The following is a 19,577-nucleotide window of genomic DNA, read 5'->3' as shown; positions in this document are numbered from 1 at the left end:
GGTTGGGGGTTGGGATTTTGGGGGCGCTTCGCGCCCCAGCGGGAGCAAGCTCCCTCGCCACAATGTGTGTTTCTAACGCATTACCACATCAGGTCATCAGGGATCTGGTAGGCGGCGTACGGATCATCCTCATCCGGCACCTGGCTTTCGGTCAGCACGTTCATCTGGACGATGCGCTCTGGCGCCCGCTCCTGGATCTTCAGCGCGGCTTCGCGCGGGATCACCTCGTAACCGCCACCGTGGTGCACGATCGCCAGGGAGCCGTTGCTCAGCTTGTTACGCATCAGCGTGTTGACCGACAGGCGCTTGACCTTCTTGTCGTCCACGAAGTTGTAGTAGTCCTCGGTGGTCAGCTTGGGCAGGCGCGAGGTTTCGATCAATTGCTTGACCTGCGCAACGCGGGCCTTAGCCTCGGCTTTTTCCTGCTGCTGACGGTTCAGCTCCTGGTCGCGCTTGACCTTTTCGGCATGCGCCTGGATGGCCAGGCGCGCCTGGCTATCGTCCGCTTCGGCCTGGCCTTTATGCACCAGGCGCTGCTGTTTCTGTTTCTCTTTGCCGACCTGCTTGGCCTGCTTTTGGTTGACCAGGCCTGCTTTGAGCAACTGGTCGCGAAGGGAAATGCTCATGGTGCTTACTCACTTGGGCAACGGCTCAGCCGCAGCTGGACAGATTCTTTTCCTGGCGTTTGGCTTCGCCCCACAGGGCGTCCAACTCTTCGAGGGTGCAATCTTCTATGGGACGGTGGGTCTCGCGCAATGCCTGTTCGATAAATCGGAAACGTCGTTCGAATTTAGCGTTGGCTAAACGCAAGGCTGCTTCCGGATCGACCTGGAGGTGACGGGCCAGGTTGACCGCCGCAAACAGCAGGTCACCTACTTCATCGGCGATGGCTGCCGGGTCGTTATCGGCCATGGCTTCGAGCACTTCATCCAGCTCTTCGCGCACGTTATCCACCACGGGCAACGCGGCCGGCCAGTCGAAACCCACCTGCCCGGCACGCTTTTGCAATTTGGCTGCGCGGGAAAGCGCCGGCAAGGCCGTGGGCACATCATCCAGCAGGGATAACTGCTGTGGGACGTCGGACTTTTCCGCACGCTCCTCGGCCTTTATTTCTTCCCAACGCTGCTTGACCTGCTCCTCGCTCAGCTGCGGAATATCCAGCGGCGCGTACAAGTCTCCCGTGGGAAACACATGCGGGTGACGGCGAATCAACTTGCGGGTAATGCTGTCGATCACCCCGGCGAATTCGAAGCGCCCTTCTTCCCGCGCCAGCTGGCTGTAATACACCACCTGGAACAACAGGTCGCCCAACTCACCTTGCAGGTGATCAAAATCCCCGCGCTCGATCGCATCAGCGACTTCGTAGGCTTCTTCCAGGGTGTGGGGGACGATGGTGGCGTAGGTTTGCTTGATGTCCCACGGGCAACCGTATTGCGGGTCGCGCAGGCGGTTCATCAGGTGCAGCAGGTCTTCAAGTGAATACATCAGTCTCTTTCCGCAGAAGTGGGAACGCTGAGGATCAAATGTGGGAGCGGGCTTGCTCGCGAAGGCGTCGTGTCAGTTGCCTGATATTTGACAGACACATCGCCTTCGCGAGCAAGCCCGCTCCCACATTTCAGTCCGCGCTCATCCAGCTACTCATGGCGTGCGATTACGCCGGGTCTCAATGATGTTCGGCAACTGGGAAATACGCCCCAGCAACCGACCCAACGCGTCCAGCCCCGGAATCTCGATGGTCAGGGACATCAGCGCCGTGTTGTCCTCTTTGTTCGAGCGGGTGTTGACCGCCAGCACGTTGATCCGCTCATTGAGCAGCACCTGCGACACATCACGCAGCAGCCCGGAACGGTCGTAGGCACGAATGATGATGTCCACCGGATAGGTCAACACCGGCACCGGGCCCCAACTGACCTGGATGATCCGCTCCGGCTCGCGCCCGCCCAGTTGCAACACCGAGGCACAGTCCTGGCGGTGAATGCTCACCCCGCGGCCCTGAGTGATGTAACCGACGATGGCGTCGCCCGGCAATGGCTGGCAGCAGCCGGCCATTTGCGTCATCAGGTTGCCGACGCCCTGGATCTGGATATCGCCGCGCTTGCCCGGCTTGTAGCCGGTGGCCTTGCGTGGAATCAGTTCCAGCTGCTCGCTGCCCCGCTCCGGCTCAACCAGTTGCTGGGCCAGGTTGACCAACTGCGCCAGGCGCAGATCGCCGGCACCGAGGGCGGCGAACATGTCTTCGGCGATCTTCATGTTGGCCTTTTCGGCCAGCTTGTCGAAGTCCACCTGCGGCAGGCCCAGGCGTGCCAATTCGCGCTCGAGCAAGGTCTTGCCGGCGGCGACGTTCTGGTCGCGCGCCTGCAATTTGAACCAGTGGACGATCTTCGCCCGCGCCCTGGACGTGGTGATGTAGCCCAGGTTCGGGTTCAGCCAGTCGCGGCTCGGCGTACCGTGCTTGCTGGTAATGATCTCGACCTGTTCACCGGTCTGCAGGCTGTAGTTGAGCGGCACGATGCGCCCGTTGATCTTGGCGCCACGGCAGTTGTGGCCAATCTCGGTGTGCACCCGGTACGCAAAATCCAGCGGTGTGGCGCCCTTGGGCAGGTCGATCGCGTGGCCGTCGGGGGTGAAGATGTAGACCCGGTCAGGTTCGATATCCACCCGCAGCTGGTCGGCCAAACCGCCGATGTCGCCCAGCTCTTCGTGCCACTCCAGCACCTGGCGCAACCAGGAGATTTTCTCTTCGTACTGGTTCGACCCGGCCTTGACGTCGGTGCCCTTGTAGCGCCAGTGAGCGCATACGCCCAGCTCCGCCTCTTCGTGCATCGCGTGGGTGCGGATCTGTACTTCCAGCACCTTGCCCTCGGGGCCGATCACTGCCGTGTGCAATGAGCGGTAACCGTTTTCCTTGGGGTTGGCGATGTAGTCGTCGAATTCCTTGGGGATGTGCCGCCACAGCGTGTGCACGATACCCAGCGCGGTGTAGCAGTCGCGCATTTCCGGCACCAGCACACGCACGGCGCGCACGTCGTAGATCTGGCTGAAGGCCAGGCCCTTGCGCTGCATTTTGCGCCAGATGGAATAGATGTGTTTGGCCCGGCCGCTGATGTCGGCTTCAACGCCGGTGGCCTGCAATTCCGTGCGTAACTGGCTCATCACGTCGGCGATAAAGCGCTCACGGTCCAGCCGCCGCTCATGGAGCAGCGTGGCAATCTGTTTGTATTGATCGGGTTCGAGGTAACGGAAGGACAAGTCCTCCAGTTCCCACTTGATATGGCCGATGCCCAGGCGGTGGGCGAGCGGCGCGTAGATGTCGAACACCTCGCGGGCGACGCGGTTGCGCTTTTCGTCGTCGGCGGTTTTCACCGCCCGAATCGCGCAGGTACGCTCGGCCAGCTTGATCAAGGCGACGCGCACGTCGTCGACCATCGCCACCAGCATCTTGCGCAGGTTTTCCACCTGGCCCTGGGTGCCCAGCACCATCGACTGGCGCGGGCTGAGGCTGGCACTGATCGCCGCCATGCGCAGCACGCCGTCGATCAGCTTGGCCACCACGGTGCCGAAACGCTGGCTGATGGTGGGCAGCTGAATGTGCCCTTCGCGCACGCCGCGATACAGCACCGCCGCGATCAGCGAATCCTGATCGAGCTTGAGATCGGCGAGGATCTCGGCGATTTCCAACCCGGTGCGAAAGCTTGAAGTGCCTTCGGCCCACAGGTTCTTCGCCGCATTGTCTTGCTGTTCAGACTCACGAGCGAACTCGCAGGCTGCTTTCAAGGCTTCACGGTCCAGTGCCGGGTCGACACTGATGGCATGATCCAGCCATGCCTCGAGATTGATACTGCCGTCGGTGTTGATCGGCTGGTGTGCTCTCACCTGTACCATCTTGCTTACCTTCCCTACGACGCACCTTTTAGTGCGTCAAAATCATCGCTGACCTGCTTTACAAAAAAAGCTTGTGCACGCTCCCTGGCAGGTCACAGGCCCAGGAGATGCAGGCCAGTCGGATTAAACGGGCATCCTAGCCCGCTTCAAATAACGCCATGGCCTCGACATGGGCCGTCTGGGGAAACATGTCGAGGATCCCGGCACGTTTTAGCCGGTAGCCTTGCTTGACCAACTCGACCGTGTCCCGCGCCAGCGTTGCCGGATTGCAGGACACATACACCAGGCGATCAGCCCCCAGGGTAGCGAGCTTGCGCACAACCTCCAGGGCACCATCGCGGGGTGGGTCCAAGAGTACCGCAGAAAAGCCCTGTTTGGCCCATTCCGCGTCGGTCAAAGGCTGGGACAAATCGGCCTGAAAAAACTGAACATTATGCAAATTATTGCTGACGGCATTCTGTGCCGCCCGGTCCACCATGGCCTGCACGCCTTCCACCGCCACCACTTCCCGCACTTGGCGGGCCAGCGGCAAGGCGAAGTTGCCCAAGCCACAAAACAAATCCAGCACCCGCTCGTCGGGCTTTGGCGCCAGCCAATCCAGCGCCTGGGCGACCATCGCCTGGTTGACCCCGGCGTTGACCTGCACAAAGTCTCCCGGGCGGTACGCCAACTGCAAATCCCACGGTTCCAGACGATAGCCCAAGGCCTGGTCTGGTTCGACCGGTTGCGGCTGGCCCTCGCCATGCAGCCACAGTTGGGCTTCATGGAACGTGCAAAATTCCTGCAGGATCGTCAGGTCCGCTTCGGACAAGGGCGCCATGTGTCGCAACAACACGGCAATCGACGAACCACTGAATAATTCCACATGCCCCAATGCCTGAGGCTTGCTCAAGCGCCGCAGCATGTTGGGCAAACGCTGCATGATCGGTTGCAAGGCCTGTACCAGCACCGGGCAATCGTCGATGGCGACGATGTCCTGGCTGGCCACGGCACGAAAGCCGACCTCGAGTTTCTTCGCCTTGGCATCCCAGCGCACGGCCACGCGGGCGCGGCGACGATAGCCGAATTCCGGCCCGCTCAAAGGCGCGGCCCACTCCTGGGGTTCGACACCTGCCACACGGGATAATTGCTCGGCGAGCATGCGCTGTTTCAGGGCGAGTTGTTCGTCATGGGGCAAGTGTTGCAGGCTGCAACCGCCGCAACGGCCGGCGTGGACACAGGGTGCCGGACGGCGCAGTTCGCTGGCGGTAAATACGCGCTCGGTGCGCGCCTCGACCACTTTGCCGTGGGCGCCCAACACCCGCGCTTCCACCTCTTCGCCGGCCAGCGCACCCACGACAAACCAGGTGCGGCCTTCAAAGAACACAATGCCACGGCCGTCGTTGGCCAGGCGCTCGATGGTCAGGCGCTGCTTCTTGCCTACGGGAATCTGTGGGGCCCGGCTGCCGCCCGTCGGTTGGAAGCGCAGGCCTCTCTCGTGCTTGGCCATCAGTTGGGCGCGTCGAAAATGCCGGTCGACAGGTAACGGTCGCCACGGTCACAGATGATCGCGACGATCACCGCGTTTTCCAACTCCTGGGACAAGCGCAACATCCCAGCCACCGCGCCACCGGACGACACGCCGCAGAAGATCCCTTCTTCACGGGCCAGGCGGCGGGTGGTGTCTTCGGCTTCACGCTGGGCCATGTCGATGATGCGATCGACGCGAGCCGCGTTGTAGATCTTCGGCAAGTACTCTTCGGGCCAACGACGGATCCCCGGGATCGCTGCGCCTTCCATCGGTTGCAGGCCGACGATCTGGATCTCGGGATTCTGCTCCTTGAGGTAGCGCGAGTTGCCCATGATAGTGCCGGTGGTGCCCATCGAACTCACGAAGTGAGTGATGGTGCCCTGGGTCTGGCGCCAGATTTCCGGGCCAGTGGTGGTGTAGTGCGCCTCGGGGTTGTCGCCGTTGGCGAACTGGTCCAGCACCAGGCCACGGCCTTCGGCAGCCATACGCTCGGCGAGGTCGCGGGCACCTTCCATGCCTTCTTCCTGGGTGACCAGGATCAACTCGGCGCCGTAGGCGGTCATCGCCGCCTTGCGCTCGGCGCTGCCGTTGTCGGGCATGATCAGGACCATCTTGTAGCCCTTGATCGCCGCGGCCATGGCCAGGGCAATCCCGGTGTTACCGGAGGTGGCTTCGATCAGGGTGTCGCCGGGCTTGATCTGCCCACGCAACTCGGCGCGGGTGATCATCGACAACGCCGGGCGGTCCTTGACCGAGCCGGCCGGGTTGTTCCCTTCGAGCTTGAGCAACAAGGTATTGCTGGTGTTGCCCGGCAGGCGCTGCAAGCGGACCAGCGGGGTGTTGCCGACGCAATCGGCGATGGTGGGGTACTGCAAGGTCATGGCGTATTCGCAATCCAGACTGCGGGGGCGACTATCATACCGGGAAAGGCTTGCGGGCCATATCACGCAAAGTGTGGTGCTTATCGCTTAATGGAATAAGTCAGGCGGGGCCGTGGTTTCTCTGGAACACTTCATCGCCCATCGCGGCAATCTGTCCTTCGATCAATGCCTCGAACGGTTTCAGCAGCGACTCAAATGAGGTGGGCGCTTCAAGCACCTGCAACGCCTGCACGATGGCCTCCACCGTCGACAACGCCCCGGGCCCCGGTGCCTTGCGCAGCCGATAACGGGACACGGCGCCTTCCGCCAGCGTCACCCGAGGCAGCGCCGCCAATAAAGGATTGAGGTGCAGCAACTTGCGCGCCTTGCGCCAGGTACCGTCCGGCACCACCAGCAGCAACGGTTCGTCGGATGGCGTATAGGCCTGCAAGGGTTGGGCATTTTCGTCCGGAAACAACAGACGCGCCTGATAACCCGGCGGATTCAACAACGCCTGCAAATCCTCAAACACCTCCCCCACCACCAACTGCGCATTCACCAAGCCCAGCGCCGCCAACCGCGCGGTATTCAAGGCGTGATTGACCTCACTCGGATGCTGCAACAGCAACACCCGGGTTCGGCTATCCAGCCGGGGAATCAGCGCGCACAGGCAGTGAGTGGTGGGCCGCAGGCAGCGGGAGCATTGGGGTCTGGACATGGGTTTTCAGGCCTGGTTGAGCTGGGCTTTGAGTAAATCGCGGAAGGTCTGGATCAGGGGTTCGCGGCTGCGGCCCCGGCGCATGATCATCGAGAACGGCGCCTGGTAACCAAAGGTTGCCGGCAGCAGTACCCGCAAATCCCCTTTGTCGGCCCAGGCCTGGGCGTAGTGTTCAGGGAGGTAGCCGATATAGGCGCCGGACAGCACCAGGATCAATTGCGCCTCCATACTTTCCACCGTGGCGGCGCTGTGCTTGAAGCCGTGACGCGCCAGTTCGGCCTGGCTCCAGTAACCACGACCGACCATGCGTTGCTGGGTGATGACTTGTTCGGGAATGCGCCGCTCGTTGAACAATGGGTGACGGGTGCTGCAATACAGCCAGTGCTGTTCGCGGTACAGCGGCATATAAATCAGCCCGCTCATCCGGTTGGAAAACGCACCGATGGCCAGGTCCAGGCGATTATCCTGGACGCCGAGTTGCAACTCGTAAGGACTCATCACCGACAGGTGCAAATGCACCGCCGGGTGTTCCTGACTGTAGGCGCCGATCACTTCGGCAAACGGCAAGGCCTTGTCGCTGACGGTGGAGTCGAGTACGCCGAGTTTCAGGGTGCCGCGCAGTTCGCCTTTGAGCGCGGCGGCGTATTGCTCGAAGCCTTCCAGCTCGCCCAGCAGGCGCAGGGTTTCCTGATGGAACAACTCGCCCTTGCTGGTGAGGCTGAACCCGCCCCGCCCGCGATGGCACAGCACCAGGCCCAACGCGGCTTCCAGCTGGCTCATGTAAGTGCTGATGGCCGAGGTCGACAGGTTGAGTTCGTGCTGGGCATTGGCGAAACCCTGGTGCCGCACGACGCTGACGAAGATGCGCAGGAGTTTCAGGTCGGGCAAGGCGTTGGCCATGGGCTCTCCAGAGGCAAACATAAAACCTGTGGGAGCGGGCTTGCTCGCGAATGCGGTGGATCAATCGAACCCTCCGTGACTGACACACCGTATTCGCAAGCAAGCCCGCTCCCACATTTGAACCGAGTTTACCTCAGGCATTAGTTTAGAAAAATCTGAACTAAGTATTTGCCCCTGCCGATTCTTCCCTTCCCATGCATTTCGCAGAATCGGCTTCTAATAAACAAAACGATGAGGCAATCCCGTGGACAAGATTTTCCACCAACCACTGGGCGGCAACGAAATGCCGCGCTTCGCCGGCATCGCCACCATGATGCGTCTTCCCCATCTGCAATCGGCCAAGGGCCTGGATGCCGCCTTCGTCGGCGTGCCCCTGGACATCGGCACCTCCCTGCGTGCCGGCACCCGTTTCGGGCCGCGGGAAATTCGCGCCGAATCGGTGATGATCCGCCCTTACAACATGGCCACCGGCGCCGCGCCGTTTGACTCGCTGTCGGTTGCCGACATCGGCGACGTGGCGATCAACACCTTCAACCTGCTGGACGCTGTGCGCATCATCGAAGAAGCCTACGACGAGATCCTCGAACACAATGTGATCCCGATGACCCTGGGCGGTGACCACACCATCACCCTGCCGATCCTGCGGGCGATCCACAAGAAACACGGCAAGGTCGGGCTGGTGCACATCGATGCCCACGCTGACGTCAACGACCACATGTTCGGCGAGAAAATCGCCCACGGCACCACCTTCCGCCGCGCGGTGGAAGAAGGCTTGCTGGATTGCGACCGCGTGGTGCAAATCGGCCTGCGCGCCCAGGGCTACACCGCCGAAGACTTCAACTGGAGCCGCAAACAGGGCTTCCGTGTGGTCCAGGCCGAAGAATGCTGGCATCACTCCCTGGCGCCTCTGATGGCTGAAGTGCGCGAGAAAGTCGGCGGTGGCCCGGTGTACTTGAGCTTCGATATCGACGGCATCGACCCAGCCTGGGCGCCCGGCACCGGCACCCCGGAAATCGGTGGCTTGACCACGATCCAGGCGATTGAAATCATCCGCGGCTGCCAAGGCCTGGATCTGATTGGTTGCGACCTGGTAGAAGTTTCGCCGCCGTACGACACCACCGGCAACACCTCGCTGCTGGGCGCCAACCTGCTGTACGAAATGCTCTGCGTATTGCCGGGCGTGGCGCACCGCTGATGAGCGCCCAGGCCGAGGTATTAAAAGCCGCGGCCGACCTGGTGTCGGCCTTCGCCCGCAATGATCGCGATGCCTACTTCGGTGCGTTCAGTGCCGACGCCAGCTTCGTGTTCTACACCCTCCCCCAGCCGCTGCTGAGTCGCGATGCCTACCAGGTGTTGTGGGACAGCTGGCGCCGGGACGAGGGATTTGAGGTGCTGTCCTGCACCTCAAGCAACGCTTTCGTCAGCCTGCACGGTGACGTCGCGGTATTTGTGCATGACGTGGCCACCGAGCTGCGCATGAACGGGGAGCAATTCTTTAGCCAGGAACGCGAGACCATTGTCTTCAAGCGGCAAGGGGATCGCACACAACAAAAAGAAGGCCTGTGGCTGGCCTGTCACGAACATTTGTCCGCTATGCCGGAAGGGCTGCCGCCCCATTAGCCAATGTGATCGGAGCAGATCATGAATAATAAAAACAACGAAAACAGTATTCGCAACATAGAAACCAACGGCGTCGAACAGATCCCGGACCACGAACGTACCGCCGGGCCGAAGGATTTGTTTCGCCTGATTTTCGGCGGTGCCAACACCTTCGCCACCGCGGTGCTGGGGAGCTTTCCGGTGCTGTTTGGCTTGTCGTTCCAGGCCGGCGTCTGGGCGATTGTGCTGGGCGTGCTGGTGGGTGCGGTGATCCTCGCCCCCATGGGTCTGTTCGGTCCGATCAATGGCACCAACAACGCCGTGTCTTCCGGTGCGCATTTTGGTGTGCACGGGCGGATTGTCGGCTCGTTCCTGTCGCTGCTGACCGCTATCGCGTTCTTTTCACTGTCGGTGTGGAGTTCAGGCGATGCACTGGTGGGCGGTGCGAAACGTCTGGTGGGCTTGCCGGAAACCGACCTGACCCTGGGCCTGGCCTACGGCGTCTTCGCCATTCTCGTGCTGACTGTGTGCATCTACGGCTTTCGCTTCATGCTGTGGGTCAACCGCATCGCAGTGTGGGCGGCGAGCCTGCTGTTCCTGCTGGGGATCTTCGCCTTCGCGCCGGCCTTCGACAGCCACTTCGCCGGCACCGTTGCCCTCGGCCAGACCGGCTTCTGGGCGGCGTTTATCGGTGCAGCACTGGTGGCCATGAGCAACCCGATTTCCTTCGGCGCGTTCCTCGGTGACTGGTCGCGCTACATCCCGCGGGAAACCTCGAAGATGCGGATCATGCTGGCGGTGGTGTTCGCGCAGATCGCCACCTTGATCCCGTTCCTGTTCGGCCTGGCCACCGCGACCATCGTGGCAGTCAAGGCACCGGACTATATCGCGGCCAACAACTATGTCGGCGGCCTGCTGGCGGTGGCACCGAGCTGGTTCTTCCTGCCGGTGTGCCTGATCGCGGTGATCGGCGGCATGTCCACCGGCACCACCTCGCTGTATGGCACCGGCCTGGACATGTCCAGCGTATTCCCGCGCCTGCTGTCCCGGGTCAAGGCGACGCTGCTGATCGGGGTGATGTCGATTGCCTTCATCTTTATCGGACGTTTCGCCGCCAACCTGGTGCAGAGCGTGTCGACCTTCGCCGTGCTGATCATCACCTGCACCACGCCGTGGATGGTGATGATGATCATCGGCCTGATCGTGCGCCGGGGTTACTACTGCCCGGATGACCTGCAAGTGTTCACTCGCGGCGAAACCGGCGGGCGCTACTGGTTCAGCCATGGCTGGAACTGGCGCGGCCTGGGGGCCTGGATCCCGAGTGCGCTGGTGGGCCTGTGCTTCGTCAACCTGCCGGGGCAGTTTGTCGGGCCGCTGGGCAACCTCGCCGATGGCATCGACATCAGCTTGCCGGTGACCCTGGGCCTGGCCTCGCTGGTGTACCTGACACTGCTTCGCGTGTTCCCTGAACCGGCTGCCGTCTACGGGCCGACTGTGGCGAGGGAGCCTGCTCCCGTTCGACTGCGCAGCAGTCGCGAGGCCGCCTGATGAATTGCGTGGAATGGATTGGGGCTGCAATGCAGCCCAGCGGGAGCACGCTCCCTCGCCACACAGCCCCCTTTAGCCCCACATAAAAAAGATAATCGGAGACTCGCCGTCATGGCCTTAGATCTATTCGTCGTCCTCATCTACGCCGCCGGCATGCTGGTGCTCGGCTACTACGGCATGCGCCGCGCCAAGACCCATGAAGACTACCTGGTGGCCGGCCGCAACCTCGGCCCGACGCTGTACATGGGCACCATGGCTGCCACGGTGCTGGGCGGTGCGTCCACCGTCGGCACCGTGCGCCTGGGCTATGTACATGGTATTTCCGGTTTCTGGCTGTGCGCCGCGCTGGGCGCGGGGATCATTGCGCTGAACCTGTTCCTGGCCAAGCCGCTGCTGAAACTGAAAATCTTCACCGTGACCCAGGTCCTGGAGAAACGCTACAACCCCATGGCCCGCCAGGCCAGTGCGGTGATCATGCTGGCCTACGCGCTGATGATCGGCGTGACCTCGATCCTGGCCATCGGCACCGTGCTGCAAGTGTTGTTCGACCTGCCGTTCTGGATGTCGGTATTGGTAGGCGGTGGCGTGGTGGTGGTGTACTCGACCATTGGCGGCATGTGGTCGCTGACCCTGACCGACATCGTGCAGTTCGTGATCAAGACGGTCGGCCTGATGTTTATCCTGCTGCCAATCTGTCTGTACCGCGTCGGCGGTTGGGATGAATTGGTGGCCAAGCTGCCCGCGTCGAATTTCAGCTTCACTGAAATCGGCTGGGACACCATCATCACCTACTTCATGATCTACTTCTTCGGCATCCTGATCGGCCAGGACATCTGGCAACGGGTGTTCACCGCCCGTGACGAAAAGGTCGCCCAGTACGCAGGCACCTTCGCCGGTTTCTACTGCATCCTCTACGGCCTGGCCTGTGCGCTGATCGGCATGGCCGCCCACGTACTGATCCCGGACCTGGACAACGTCAACAATGCGTTCGCCGCCATCGTCAAAGTCTCGCTGCCCGACGGTATCCGCGGCCTGGTGATCGCCGCTGCACTGGCTGCGATGATGTCCACCGCCAGCGCCGGCTTGCTCGCCGCTTCCACCGTATTGACCGAAGACCTGCTGCCGCGCCTGCGTGGTGGCAAGCAGTCGAGCTTGAAGATCAACCGTCTGTTTACCTTGCTGACCGGTATCGCTGTGTTGGGTATCGCGCTGGTGGTGAGTGATGTGATCAGCGCACTGACCCTGGCGTACAACCTGTTGGTGGGCGGCATGTTGATCCCGCTGATCGGGGCGATTTTCTGGAAACGTGCGACGACTTCCGGGGCGATCACCTCCATGACCCTGGGTTTTGTGACCGCGCTGGTGTTCATGATCAAGGATGGTTTGGACGCCAATACGCCGATCTACTACAGCCTGGGTGTGGGCCTGGTGAGTTTTGTGCTGGTGAGCTTGCTGTCGCGTCGTCCGGAGGCTGTTGCGGCTCGGGCGATCTGAACGAATAGTTGAAAGTAGCTTTCTTCAGCGGGTGCGACGTCGGATGTCGCACCCGTTTTTTTTATTCCCACATTGCCGAAACCGCCGGCGCTCTGGCCTGGATGACTTCCTGGACCAAAGAGGCCCATACCAATCCCTGCGTGGTGCCCCCGGCATAAGTTGCCCCCGCGACAATGCGGTTGTAGGCGGACCAATGCACGATTGAAAGTCCATCTGCGGTGCCGGGCCTGGCACATTCGATTTGTTGCAAGTCGCCACGTTCGATTGCGCGGCTGCAGGACTTTGGAAAGTGTCGAGAAACGGCAGCCAGGCACGCCGCCCGTATCTGTTCCTTGTACTGCGGCGTCGAATCGGGCGGCACCTGCCCGGCGGAGACAAGGATGCAGTTCCCGTCCAGGCGGCAATTCATGACGCCGATTGGCAGGTCGTACTGCAGCTTGAGTCCGCGCATGTCGACACCTTCATCATCAACGGCGCGCAGCTTGAAAAACCAGCCAATGATCGGGATGACCTCTGGCTCGTCCACCCCCATGGCCGTGACGACAAAGTGCTCTCTACTCAGATCGGCAATTTGGACCGGACTCAGGTGCCGTGGCAGGAACTCAACCCCTGAGCGCTGCAAAAGCGTCACCATCTCATCCATTAAATGGATAAATTCCAGATCGTAGCCCGACACCTCAATCGCCCGCCCGACCTCGGGAACTCCATACATTGCCTGGAATTGCAGCTGACTGATCTCTGCAAGCTCTCGCCCCGGCTTGCCACTCGGCCATGGCCTGTTTTCAATATCCCGTTGCTCGCGGATCGCGGCCTCCGTGCCACTGGAGTCGTCCACATAGGCTCGTACAATTCGCGATCGTGCAAATCGTGCCAGCGATGGGTTGTCGGCCAGGAATTTTTCAAACAGCTCGATGCCTGCGCGATTGCACTCAATGGCCAGGTACTGATTTGCGGGAGTCAGGTAATCGTTAGGCAGCGGTTTTGCAGTCGTCTCCGTTGCTGACAGATGACGCATGTTCACCTGCTTGTGACTGGCACCATCGCGCTGCTGATTTCCTCCGTAAACCGTGACCTGATAATTTGCCAGGCGGAACATCACGGCTTGGAGCAGCCCGTTGATACCTCTGCCGATGATCGACACACGCGGCGCACCGGCATCGGCTTGCCGAGAGGGGATCGCCAAAGAGTGTGCGAGTTTGCGCCGGACAAGGCCGCGCAAGGCCATCAAGCTCAGTTGCACCGAGACCGCATAGTCGAGGTCGCAATGGCAGGCTTCGGTGGTGGCCGCCTGTGTGGTCAGCGTCGCCGGCTTGTACCACGTGGAGACACTGCAGCCGAGCGCTTGTGTGCGCACCCGAAACGCATCCAGTGTCCTGGGGCCGTAGTCCAATATGAGCTGGATGTCTTCGGAGATTGCCAGGGTCTGCAACGCATCGTCGCTAAAGACATCCGGCTTGGCGACACAGACAAGGCGAGCCTTTCTGTGCAGGCACTGAATGAGGGTCCGATCAATGCGATAAATGGATTCATCATTCAGGGATAAGCATAGGGCGACTGCATTGGCCCCCTCGAGCGCCTCAAGCCAGTCGTCAACCAATGAAACCCTACAATCGGAAGAGGCTTTCCCGAAACTGTCCGGCACTCGATCGCGTCGATCCAACACCTTAATCCGAACATCCGGATCTCGAGCAAGCAACAACTTAACAAGCTCTTTCCCTACATTGCCGTATCCCAGTACACAGATGTCACGGGGCAAGGAGCCATCGGCCAGCGTCAGCCAGTGCGCAACATAGGCAGCAACATGCGGCGCATTGACCCCTGGCGTGTTAATCACTCGAACATTGTTGCGCTCGCACAGATCCAATCGGATCTTATCCAGACTTGTACCTCTGCGGACCAAATAGAGTTCGCCAAATGGGTGGGATATACGCCATTGGTTGATGACGTCGGCATCAATAACCTGGTCTGCGACAACGAGCGTTGATGGGCGCAGCAGTGCAATCTGTATAAGCAGAGCCTGCTTGGTTAACGTCGGCGGGAAAAACACCACGTTGCCGGGTGCATCAGCTTTCCAGCCACGCGATGCACGGGCGATATGCAAGATGTTTTCGGTGGTGGCAATGAGTGACGCGGCGACTGGCGGAACGGAAGAGAACATCATGGTTTTGTCTCCAACAGTTCTGACTGGCTCATACTCCGGAGAGCGCAACTCAATGAAGTTGGGGGCTTGCAAGAACTGCAAACGATACAAATCTTTTCGTGATGAAACTCAACCTACGCCTATCCTAATAATCAAATAAGCCCGTCGACTCTGACAAACAGGTAGTCCAATTCCGATACTTAATGGCAAAACTCGACTGACGCGCACACGTCCGGACTACCAATCGGTATTACCGTGGCATTGTTAAATTAAATATTTGAAGGATTATTCCGAAAGCAGGTGTCTTGAGAAAATCACCAAACCCCGGAAATGAAAACGTCCGGCCAAAGCCAGACGAAGAATTGAAGTACACAGCAACGGGTCATGATCAATCATGACTCCAATACATAGGCAAACCTCCTGGCCGCGCCCAAACAAACATGCTTGAGCGCTTTCCAGGACTTACCTGCGACGCGGGCGACGCTGCTCGTCATCGGTGCGGATTGGCACCGGTTGCAGCGGTGGCTCGATCAAGCCGAGTGCGACGCCGAGGTCGTGCAGCCAGTTTTGCAGTTTCTCTTTCATGGTGCCCCCTTGGGGTAATGCCGAGCGGCTGGAATTCTGTGGCCGCTTCCTACAGATAGTAGTCTTAAGTCTTACGTATTGCTTGAACGAAACCACAACGAACTATTACTGAATTGATCAAAATCCTGACGGATCGTTCAAGCAATCGCTCGGGTTTCGGTTTCCGGTAGCACCTTGCCCTCCTGCTGCAGGTCAATCCACGCATTGAGGTTAGCGCCGAGCATGCCCTTGCGCCACATCAACCAGGTGGTGGCGCTGGCAAAAGGCTCGGCCAGCGGATGAATGGACACGCTGTCCTTGCCCGGCAGGCTGTCGAGCATCGATTCCGACATCAACGCCACGCCGGAACCGGCGATTACACAGGCCAGCATGCCCTGGTAGGACTCGATCTCGATGGCCCGGCCCATGGCCACGCGATCGTGGGAAAACCAGGCTTCCAGGCGCGCCCGATAAGAACAACTGCGTCGGAAAGTGAACACCGAACGGCCGGCAACATCCTGCGGCCCACGCACCGGCGGATGATCCGCCTCGCAGATCAGCAGCAGGCGCTCTTCGCACAGCGGCACGCCGTCGAGGGTGGCCAGGGTCAACGGCCCATCCACCAATGCGGCGTCCAGGCGCCCGGTGATCAAGCCTTCCAGCAGTTCACCGCTGGGAGCTGACTGCACCTGCAGGTTCACCATCGGATACGCCTTGTGGTAACGCGCCAGCAGCTTGGGCAAATGAATCGCCGCCGTGCTGTACATGCTGCCGAGCACAAAGTCTCCAGCCGGTTGCCCGCCTTGCACCGCGCCATGGGCTTCGTCATGCAGGGCCAGCAGGCGCGCACTGTAGTCCAGCAGCACTTTGCCTGCAGGAGAAAGCTGCAAGCGCTGGCGCTCGCGCACGAACAGTTCGACGCCCAGTTGTTCTTCCATCTGTTTAAGCCGGGTCGACAGGTTGGACGGCACCCGGTGCAAGCGCTCAGCGGCACGGGTGATGGAGCCTTCCTCGGCCACGGCCTGGAAAATCCGCAATTGACTGAACTCCATCACCATTCTCCAAAACTGAACAAGTTACTCACTATTATTCATTTTTAAAGAAAGTCAATCCGCTTTAGCCTGATGGTCACTCGCTGCTCCCAGGAAAAACCACCATGTCACCGCTGATCCGCTTACTCGCCAGCTTTATCGCCCTGATGATGGCCATGGGCATAGGTCGATTCGCGCTCACCCCGCAAATGCCGCATTTGCTCAGTGAAGGGCAAATCGACCTGACCGGCGCCGGCCTGATTGCGGCGGCCAACTACCTGGGTTATTTCGTCGGTGCGGTGGATTCGATCTTTGCCCGCAGCCATCATCATGTACGCGGGCGTTTGTACGGTGGGCTGTGGCTGTGTGTGCTGCTGACCCTGGCGTCGTACTGGGCCCACGGGTTCTGGCCGCATCTGTTGTTGCGCTTTGGTACCGGTGTAGCCAGTGCCTGGGCGCTGGTGATGATTACCAGCCTGAGCCAGCCGCTGGCCATTGCGGCCGGGCGCCCACGCCTGGGTGCGCTGGTATTTGCGGGGCCGGGGCTGGGAATTCTGTTGACCGGGTTGCTGGCGCTGGGCTCCAACCTGTTGGGGCAAGACTCTGCAACCTTGTGGCTGGTGTATGGGGTAGTCGCCCTGGTCATGCTGCTGGCAATCCTGCCGTTCCTGCCCAAGCCTTCTGCTGCCGACTCGCCCGCTGCCAGCCACACCGACGTGGCCAGCAACGGCAGCATCACACACCTGTGCTGGATCTACGTGTTGTATGGCCTTGGCTACATCATCCCGGCGACATTCCTGTCACAGATGGCCAGCGCGCAATTCAAGGGCGCATGGCAAGCAGACCTGTTCTGGCCCTGCTTTGGCCTGGCTGCCGCGATTGGCGTGGTGGCGGCAAGTTTGCGCCGCAAGGACCCGGACACTACCCGTCGCTGGCTGATGACAACCCTTTGGCTGCAAGCGGCCGGCGTGTTTGCCTGCCTGCTGGGCAACGGTTGGGGGCTGGCGCTGGGGGTGTTGCTGTGCGGTGGGCCATTCCTGGCGTGCATGCAACTGGTGATGGCGCGCTTGCGTGAGGTCGCCCCCCACGGCTACCAGCGCAGCACCGGGTTGCTGACCGCCAGCTTTGCGATCGGCCAATTGAGCGGTCCGTTGCTGGCGTCGGTGAGCAGCCACCTCAGCGGTGGCCTGCAACCGGCGCTGGTGGTAGCAGGCGCCGGCTTGTTGGTGGCCGGATCGGTGCTGGTCAGCCGGCAACCATCGACACAGGCGCGCGAACCTGTTCACGCCGCGCCAACACCAGGAAAAACAGCCCACCCAGGAAGCAGCCGGTAAACCAGGCGAAATTGGCCATGCCCTGCAGCGCCGGGGTGAAGGTGATCGCGACGCCTACCAGCGTCGCGGGCACCAGTGCCTTGACCGCCGTCCAGTTCACGCCGCCGTCAAAGTAGTAGCGCCCGCTCGGGCTGTCATCGAACAGCGCATCCACGTCGATCTTCTGTTTTTTGATCAGGTAGAAATCCACCAGCAGAATCCCGAACAACGGCCCGATAAACGCGGCGAGGATATCGAGGGTGTAGTGGATCATCAGCGGGTTGTTGAACAGGTTCCATGGGGTGATGAAGATCGAGGCCACCGCCGCAATCATTCCACCGGCACGCCAGCTGATTTTGCTCGGTGCCACGTTGGCGAAGTCAAAGGCCGGCGAGACGAAGTTGGCCACGATGTTGATGCCGATAGTCGCAGTGACAAAGGCGAACGCCCCCAGCAACACAGCCATGTCATTGTCGATGCGCGAAACGGTGGCAATCGGGTCGTGGAGCATTTCGCCGAACACCGGCAAGGTGCCCGAGACGATCACCACGGTGACCAGGGAGAACGCCAGGAAATTTACTGGCAAGCCCCAGAAATTTCCGCGACGCACGTCTTTCATCGTGCGGCAGTAGCGGCTGAAATCACCGAAGTTCAAGGTCGGCCCGGAAAAGTACGACACCACCAACGCGGTTGCCACGATGATTTGGCCAAACGCCTGCCAGCCTGATAGGGATTTTTCCGCCAGGGTGAAGCTGATATTGGCCCAGCCAGCCTTCCAGACGATCCAGCCTGCCAGGGCAAACATCACCGCATAGACCACAGGCCCCGCCCAGTCGATGAAACGACGGATGGACTCCATGCCCGCCCAGAACACCAGCGCCTGGAGCGTCCACAGGCTGAGGAAACCGAACCAGCCCAGGTACGACAGGCCGGCAAAGTGCGGTTCTGCGTATACCGCCATCTGTGGGAAAAAGCGCAGCACCACGATGATCAATGCACTGGACGCCAGGTATGTCTGGATCCCGTACCAGGCCACTGCGATCAACCCACGAATCACCGCCGGGATATTCGCCCCGAATACCCCAAAGGCCAACCGGCAGATTACCGGGTACGGCACTGCCGCCTGCTGGCTCGGCTTGGCCACCAGGTTGGCGATCAATTGCACAATGCAAATCCCGGCGAGCAAGGCGATCAATACCTGCCAACTGGCCAGCCCCAGGGCGAACAGGCTGGCGGCGAATACGTAGCCGCCGACGCTGTGCACGTCGCTCATCCAGAAGGCGAAGATGTTGTACCAGTTCCATTTTTGCGGCAGCGGTCCCAGGTCCTGGTTGTACAGGCGCGGGCTGTAGCCTTTGGGCAATTGTTCGGTCATCGCAGGGCTCCTCGTAAATACCGGCCTGCCACCCGCGACGGGAGTGCGTACGGGAGGCGACATGGTTTGTATACGAGTTGTTGAGCAGAATGCGTGCCAATGCAATAAAACTCGGCACAATCCCCCGTGGAGCTTGGCTCTTCAGGAGGCGTAGAGACGATTGAACGGTGATGATTCGCTCAGGGATGGTGCAGGGCAATCCTGTACACAATCAATTGTGCACCCTGCGCGCACATTGATAGCCCACGGTGCAGCAAACGGCAGTCAGGAAGGTGCCCCAGGCGATGTCCATGAAGGCCAAACCGGCCGACCAGCCCTGCAGGGTTGCCCAATTGCTCAGGTCATAGGTGCCGTAGGCTACCAATCCCAGGAGTGCACCAAGCCGCGCGGCACGCTGCCAGCCGCCGCTCGCCAACGCAGGCAGCACGACAAGCACCACACAACCGAATACATAGAGGAGATAGAACGCCACGGCTGGGAACAGGCGCGGCTGATCAAGCATCAACGGACCGAGCAGCGCTTTGTAGGTCGGGCCCATGAGGACACCGAGCCACAGGCCGTCAAGAATCAGAAAGGCAAGCAACGTACCGAGGTAGGCGAAAAGCGTTTTTCTGGACATTGAGGCGGCCTTCTGCAGGAGCAA

General features: G+C 60.6%; 17 protein-coding genes. 5 read left to right on the top strand and 12 right to left on the bottom strand.

Annotation, left to right across the window (positions count from 1 at the left end):
- Positions 1-80: 80 nt before the first annotated feature.
- The 7 genes from HX821_RS13825 to HX821_RS13795 all read right to left on the bottom strand — a co-directional run bounded on the left by HX821_RS13825 (position 81) and on the right by HX821_RS13795 (position 7,870).
- Positions 81-626, bottom strand: coding sequence for a DUF2058 domain-containing protein (locus HX821_RS13825; RefSeq protein ID WP_003210740.1), 546 nt, complete (start codon positions 624-626; stop codon positions 81-83).
- Positions 627-651: 25 nt separating this feature from the next.
- Positions 652-1,485, bottom strand: a complete 834-nt coding sequence (gene mazG / locus HX821_RS13820; protein ID WP_008438185.1) for a nucleoside triphosphate pyrophosphohydrolase — start codon at positions 1,483-1,485, stop codon at positions 652-654.
- 153 nt (positions 1,486-1,638) lie between these two features.
- Positions 1,639-3,882: a GTP diphosphokinase gene (relA, locus tag HX821_RS13815; protein WP_008438176.1), complete on the bottom strand. Its 2,244-nt coding sequence runs from the start codon at positions 3,880-3,882 to the stop codon at positions 1,639-1,641.
- A 136-nt stretch (positions 3,883-4,018) separates the two neighbouring features.
- Entirely contained in the window at positions 4,019-5,371 is a 1,353-nt protein-coding gene (gene rlmD / locus HX821_RS13810) for a 23S rRNA (uracil(1939)-C(5))-methyltransferase RlmD (RefSeq protein WP_008438175.1), read from the bottom strand.
- Positions 5,371-6,273: a cysteine synthase CysM gene (cysM, locus tag HX821_RS13805; protein ID WP_003210736.1), complete on the bottom strand. Its 903-nt coding sequence runs from the start codon at positions 6,271-6,273 to the stop codon at positions 5,371-5,373. Before cysM ends, rlmD begins: the two co-directional genes overlap by 1 nt.
- Positions 6,274-6,373: 100 nt before the next feature.
- Positions 6,374-6,970, bottom strand: coding sequence for a tRNA-uridine aminocarboxypropyltransferase (locus HX821_RS13800; RefSeq protein WP_177035908.1), 597 nt, complete (start codon positions 6,968-6,970; stop codon positions 6,374-6,376).
- Positions 6,971-6,976: 6 nt separating this feature from the next.
- The gene (locus tag HX821_RS13795; protein ID WP_003210734.1) at positions 6,977-7,870 is read right to left on the bottom strand and encodes a LysR family transcriptional regulator; all 894 of its coding nucleotides are present in this window, start codon (positions 7,868-7,870) and stop codon (positions 6,977-6,979) included.
- 244 nt (positions 7,871-8,114) lie between these two features.
- On the opposite strand from HX821_RS13795, the gene speB reads away from it, so the two are divergent.
- The 4 genes from speB to HX821_RS13775 all read left to right on the top strand — a co-directional run bounded on the left by speB (position 8,115) and on the right by HX821_RS13775 (position 12,511).
- Positions 8,115-9,065: an agmatinase gene (gene speB / locus HX821_RS13790; protein ID WP_003210733.1), complete on the top strand. Its 951-nt coding sequence runs from the start codon at positions 8,115-8,117 to the stop codon at positions 9,063-9,065.
- Positions 9,065-9,490, top strand: a complete 426-nt coding sequence (locus HX821_RS13785) for a nuclear transport factor 2 family protein (protein WP_003210732.1) — start codon at positions 9,065-9,067, stop codon at positions 9,488-9,490. Before speB ends, HX821_RS13785 begins: the two co-directional genes overlap by 1 nt.
- 21 nt (positions 9,491-9,511) lie before the next feature.
- On the top strand, positions 9,512-11,017 hold the full coding sequence (locus HX821_RS13780; RefSeq protein ID WP_003210731.1) for a cytosine permease: 1,506 nt from the start codon (positions 9,512-9,514) through the stop codon (positions 11,015-11,017).
- Positions 11,018-11,128: 111 nt separating this feature from the next.
- Entirely contained in the window at positions 11,129-12,511 is a 1,383-nt protein-coding gene (locus HX821_RS13775; protein WP_003210730.1) for a sodium:solute symporter, read from the top strand.
- Positions 12,512-12,572: 61 nt separating this feature from the next.
- Here HX821_RS13775 and HX821_RS13770 read toward each other — a convergent pair whose 3' ends face one another.
- From HX821_RS13770 to HX821_RS13765, 3 genes are all read right to left on the bottom strand, one after another.
- The gene (locus tag HX821_RS13770; RefSeq protein WP_177035907.1) at positions 12,573-14,672 is read right to left on the bottom strand and encodes an FAD-dependent oxidoreductase; all 2,100 of its coding nucleotides are present in this window, start codon (positions 14,670-14,672) and stop codon (positions 12,573-12,575) included.
- 441 nt (positions 14,673-15,113) lie between these two features.
- The gene (locus HX821_RS31800; protein ID WP_003210728.1) at positions 15,114-15,236 is read right to left on the bottom strand and encodes a PA1414 family protein; all 123 of its coding nucleotides are present in this window, start codon (positions 15,234-15,236) and stop codon (positions 15,114-15,116) included.
- Positions 15,237-15,373: 137 nt separating this feature from the next.
- Complete coding sequence (locus HX821_RS13765) at positions 15,374-16,267, bottom strand: LysR family transcriptional regulator (RefSeq protein ID WP_003210727.1); 894 nt, start codon at positions 16,265-16,267, stop codon at positions 15,374-15,376.
- A gap of 104 nt (positions 16,268-16,371) precedes the next feature.
- Between HX821_RS13765 and HX821_RS13760 the strand changes: the two genes are divergently transcribed.
- The gene (locus HX821_RS13760) at positions 16,372-17,580 is read left to right on the top strand and encodes an MFS transporter (protein ID WP_003210726.1); all 1,209 of its coding nucleotides are present in this window, start codon (positions 16,372-16,374) and stop codon (positions 17,578-17,580) included.
- Here the strand turns inward: HX821_RS13760 and HX821_RS13755 are convergent.
- On the bottom strand, positions 17,492-18,934 hold the full coding sequence (locus HX821_RS13755; RefSeq protein WP_008438164.1) for an NCS1 family nucleobase:cation symporter-1: 1,443 nt from the start codon (positions 18,932-18,934) through the stop codon (positions 17,492-17,494). The two genes, HX821_RS13760 and HX821_RS13755, sit on opposite strands and share 89 nt — an antisense overlap.
- A 211-nt stretch (positions 18,935-19,145) precedes the next feature.
- Positions 19,146-19,553: a DUF2177 family protein gene (locus tag HX821_RS13750; protein ID WP_177035913.1), complete on the bottom strand. Its 408-nt coding sequence runs from the start codon at positions 19,551-19,553 to the stop codon at positions 19,146-19,148.
- Between the last annotated feature and the right edge of the window lie 24 nt (positions 19,554-19,577).

Origin of the sequence: Pseudomonas sp. B6001 (assembly GCF_013386015.1) — a bacterium.
In the GTDB taxonomy this organism is placed as follows: domain Bacteria; phylum Pseudomonadota; class Gammaproteobacteria; order Pseudomonadales; family Pseudomonadaceae; genus Aquipseudomonas.
This window is presented reverse-complemented; position numbering and strand designations above follow the sequence as displayed.

What these genes read in the sequence shown, in the direction of transcription:
- HX821_RS13825 (WP_003210740.1), bottom strand. Translation starts at nt 626, where the DNA reads ATGAGCATTTCCCTTCGCGACCAGTTGCTCAAAGCAGGCCTGGTCAAC.
- mazG (WP_008438185.1), bottom strand. Translation starts at nt 1,485, where the DNA reads ATGTATTCACTTGAAGACCTGCTGCACCTGATGAACCGCCTGCGCGAC.
- relA (WP_008438176.1), bottom strand. Translation starts at nt 3,882, where the DNA reads ATGGTACAGGTGAGAGCACACCAGCCGATCAACACCGACGGCAGTATC.
- rlmD (WP_008438175.1), bottom strand. Translation starts at nt 5,371, where the DNA reads ATGGCCAAGCACGAGAGAGGCCTGCGCTTCCAACCGACGGGCGGCAGC.
- cysM (WP_003210736.1), bottom strand. Translation starts at nt 6,273, where the DNA reads ATGACCTTGCAGTACCCCACCATCGCCGATTGCGTCGGCAACACCCCG.
- HX821_RS13800 (WP_177035908.1), bottom strand. Translation starts at nt 6,970, where the DNA reads ATGTCCAGACCCCAATGCTCCCGCTGCCTGCGGCCCACCACTCACTGC.
- HX821_RS13795 (WP_003210734.1), bottom strand. Translation starts at nt 7,870, where the DNA reads ATGGCCAACGCCTTGCCCGACCTGAAACTCCTGCGCATCTTCGTCAGC.
- HX821_RS13785 (WP_003210732.1), top strand. Translation starts at nt 9,065, where the DNA reads ATGAGCGCCCAGGCCGAGGTATTAAAAGCCGCGGCCGACCTGGTGTCG.
- HX821_RS13780 (WP_003210731.1), top strand. Translation starts at nt 9,512, where the DNA reads ATGAATAATAAAAACAACGAAAACAGTATTCGCAACATAGAAACCAAC.
- HX821_RS13775 (WP_003210730.1), top strand. Translation starts at nt 11,129, where the DNA reads ATGGCCTTAGATCTATTCGTCGTCCTCATCTACGCCGCCGGCATGCTG.
- HX821_RS13770 (WP_177035907.1), bottom strand. Translation starts at nt 14,672, where the DNA reads ATGATGTTCTCTTCCGTTCCGCCAGTCGCCGCGTCACTCATTGCCACC.
- HX821_RS31800 (WP_003210728.1), bottom strand. Translation starts at nt 15,236, where the DNA reads ATGAAAGAGAAACTGCAAAACTGGCTGCACGACCTCGGCGTCGCACTC.
- HX821_RS13765 (WP_003210727.1), bottom strand. Translation starts at nt 16,267, where the DNA reads ATGGAGTTCAGTCAATTGCGGATTTTCCAGGCCGTGGCCGAGGAAGGC.
- HX821_RS13760 (WP_003210726.1), top strand. Translation starts at nt 16,372, where the DNA reads ATGTCACCGCTGATCCGCTTACTCGCCAGCTTTATCGCCCTGATGATG.
- HX821_RS13755 (WP_008438164.1), bottom strand. Translation starts at nt 18,934, where the DNA reads ATGACCGAACAATTGCCCAAAGGCTACAGCCCGCGCCTGTACAACCAG.
- HX821_RS13750 (WP_177035913.1), bottom strand. Translation starts at nt 19,553, where the DNA reads ATGTCCAGAAAAACGCTTTTCGCCTACCTCGGTACGTTGCTTGCCTTT.